Raw genomic sequence first — 2,355 nt, 5'->3', positions numbered from 1 at the left:
GGGGGGGGAGTTTTATCGTCTGGAGATCTATCCCGACGGCTCGGGGCTGGCCATTCACAGTGGCGAGCTGTTTTTGGGACGGGTGGGGCAAGCTTTGGTGGCCGCCGGCGGGCCAATGGGGCCCCCAATGGCCGGGGCGGTTTTTATCCTGGCTTCTCGTCGTCAAGGTACGGCCCAGTTGGGGTTGTTGGCTTTGGGATCCCTGCTGTTGCTATCGACGCTGCTCTGGGTTCGCTCTCCCTTTGGCCTCCTGTTCCTCTTGGGTATGGGTTTGGGGATCCTGGCGGTAGCTCGCTGGGCCTCCCCCTGGCTGCGGGGCTTCGCTGCACAGTTTTTGGGGGTGCAGGCCTGTGTGAGCACCTACCACCAGCTCGACTACTTGTTTACGGCCTCTGCTGTGATCAACGGGCAGGTGATCCACTCCGATTCCAGCCAAATTGCCCAAAACTTGTTCTTGCCCTACTGGTTTTGGGGAGGGGTGATGGCGGTCTCTTCTTTGGTGCTGCTGATAACCAGCTTGCAACTGACGTTCCGAGACTAACCGGCGGGGGGCAAAGCCGCAATTTTGGCAGTGATTTGTGTCACGCAAAAATCCGTCCTCCATCACTGCCCAGTCGAGAAAACCGCCGCTACAGTAATGGGCAAGAGGAGTGAGGAGTTGAGGAGTGGAGCATGTGGCGGGATGTTATTGGGCTGGCCCTGGCGGCGACCCTACTGTTGATCAGCAAAACCGCCGCAGACACGCTGGGCCAAAGCCAGGTGCAGACTTTCACCGAACCTGAGCCGATGCCCTACTCTGCACCGGTGGAATGAGGTACTTGAGTCTGCTGACGGAAGTCGTAGCAGCGTTGCCGTTTTGTGCAACACTCATTCTAGAGTCTTTGAGGACTCCGTCCGAGTGGCGCGGTCGCAGCAGCGTTGCGGAGCAATAACAGTAGGCTTGGGATCCCTGATGCGCATAGCCCTGTTTACGGAGACGTTTCTGCCCAAGGTGGACGGCATTGTTACCCGCCTCTGCCACACGGTGCGTCACCTAACCGCTCGTGGTAACTCGGTGCTCATCGTCGCGCCCCGGGGAGCCCCGCGGCGGTTTGCACGGGCACGGGTTTACGGGATCCCGGGGATGCCGCTGCCTCTGTATCCAGAGTTGAAGCTGGCCGCCCCTGGCCCGGCCATCGGTAAGTTGCTCAGCCGTTTCCGACCGGATGTGATCCACGTGGTGAACCCGGCGGTTTTGGGATTAGGGGGCCTCTACTACAGCCAGACGATGGGGATCCCGCTGGTGGCCTCCTACCATACCCATCTGCCGAAGTATCTGCAGCATTATGGGCTGGGCTTTCTGGAAGGGGTTTTGTGGAATCTCCTGAAGCTGGGGCACAATTTGGCGCGGGTCAATCTTTGCACCTCAACGGCCATGATGCAGGAGCTGAGCGCCCACGGCATTGAGCGGGTGCAGCTGTGGCAGCGAGGAGTGGACACGGAGTTGTTTCATCCCCAGGCGGCCAGTCCAGAGATGCGGGCTCGGCTCACCGCAGGGCAACCGGAACGGCCTCTTTTGCTCTATGTGGGGCGGCTTTCGGCTGAGAAGGAAGTAGGGCGGATCCGGGTGTTGCTAGAGCGGATCCCGCAGGCGCGCCTAGCTATTGTGGGGGATGGGCCAGAGCGGGGATCCCTGGAGCAACATTTTGCCGGCTACGATGTGGTGTTTACGGGCTATCTGCAGGGGGAGTCTCTGGCAGCGGCCTTTGCTTCGGCGGATTTGTTCGTGTTCCCCTCCCGCACCGAGACCTTGGGGCTGGTTCTGTTGGAAGCCATGGCTGCCGGTTGTCCGGTGATCGCCCCCCGCTGCGGCGGCATTACCGATGTGGTGGACAGTGGGCGCAATGGCTTTCTGTTCGATCCCAATTCGGATAGCGACTTTGTCCAGGTTACCCAGCAACTGCTCAGCAGTGCCGGGCAGCGGCAGCTCTTCCGACAGCAAGCTCGCCAAGAGGCAGAACGCTGGAGTTGGTCGGCAGCCACCCAACAGTTGGAGAACTACTACCGATCCGTCATTGCCGCCGGCTAGCAGTGGTTCCCTAGTGGGAAAGGCTCGGGGCACATGAGGACTCCGCCTTGCTCTCTCCAACGCCAGCGGCCAGTCTACGCAGAGACCGGATGATCCCCCTCAATGGCCCGCACTTGCTCCACAAAGAATTCTTCTAGGGATTGCCGTTGCCAATGCAAGTCGGTGACCAGTGCCCCCGCTTGGTTCAAAAGGCTCAGCAACTCCGGTAGGGATCCACTCCATTCCCCCGACCAATGGGATCCCTGAATCGAGAAGTGCTCTAGGCGGTCGCGGAACTGTTCGACGGC

3 protein-coding genes and 1 pseudogene are annotated in these 2,355 nt (G+C 60.3%); 3 read left to right on the top strand and 1 reads right to left on the bottom strand.

Annotated elements, in window-relative coordinates; genetic code table 11:
- The 3 genes from NW837_RS08115 to NW837_RS08105 form a co-directional block, all read left to right on the top strand.
- The coding region (locus NW837_RS08115) for a M50 family metallopeptidase (protein WP_414330517.1) at positions 1–541 on the top strand (541 nt) is incomplete at its 5' end.
- A gap of 131 nt (positions 542–672) precedes the next feature.
- Positions 673–813 (top strand): hypothetical protein, encoded by a 141-nt coding sequence (locus tag NW837_RS08110; protein WP_414330515.1) that lies wholly within the window; start codon positions 673–675, stop codon positions 811–813.
- 139 nt (positions 814–952) lie between these two features.
- Positions 953–2,068, top strand: coding sequence for a glycosyltransferase family 4 protein (locus NW837_RS08105; RefSeq protein WP_414330513.1), 1,116 nt, complete (start codon positions 953–955; stop codon positions 2,066–2,068).
- Between the two features lie 74 nt (positions 2,069–2,142).
- On the opposite strand, the pseudogene NW837_RS08100 reads toward NW837_RS08105, so the two are convergent.
- Positions 2,143–2,355: pseudogene (locus NW837_RS08100) on the bottom strand (ABC transporter ATP-binding protein); the annotation flags it as partial.

The sequence above is a fragment of the Synechococcus sp. R6-10 genome (genome assembly GCF_047461815.1).
GTDB lineage: Bacteria > Cyanobacteriota > Cyanobacteriia > Thermostichales > Thermostichaceae > Thermostichus.
The sequence above is the reverse complement of the archived record's forward strand: the minus strand, read 5'-3'. Positions and strand labels throughout refer to the sequence as shown.

Bases quoted from the DNA above. Each gene is read 5' to 3' on its own strand.
- NW837_RS08110 (WP_414330515.1), top strand. From the start codon at position 673: ATGTGGCGGGATGTTATTGGGCTGGCCCTGGCGGCGACCCTACTGTTG.
- NW837_RS08105 (WP_414330513.1), top strand. From the start codon at position 953: ATGCGCATAGCCCTGTTTACGGAGACGTTTCTGCCCAAGGTGGACGGC.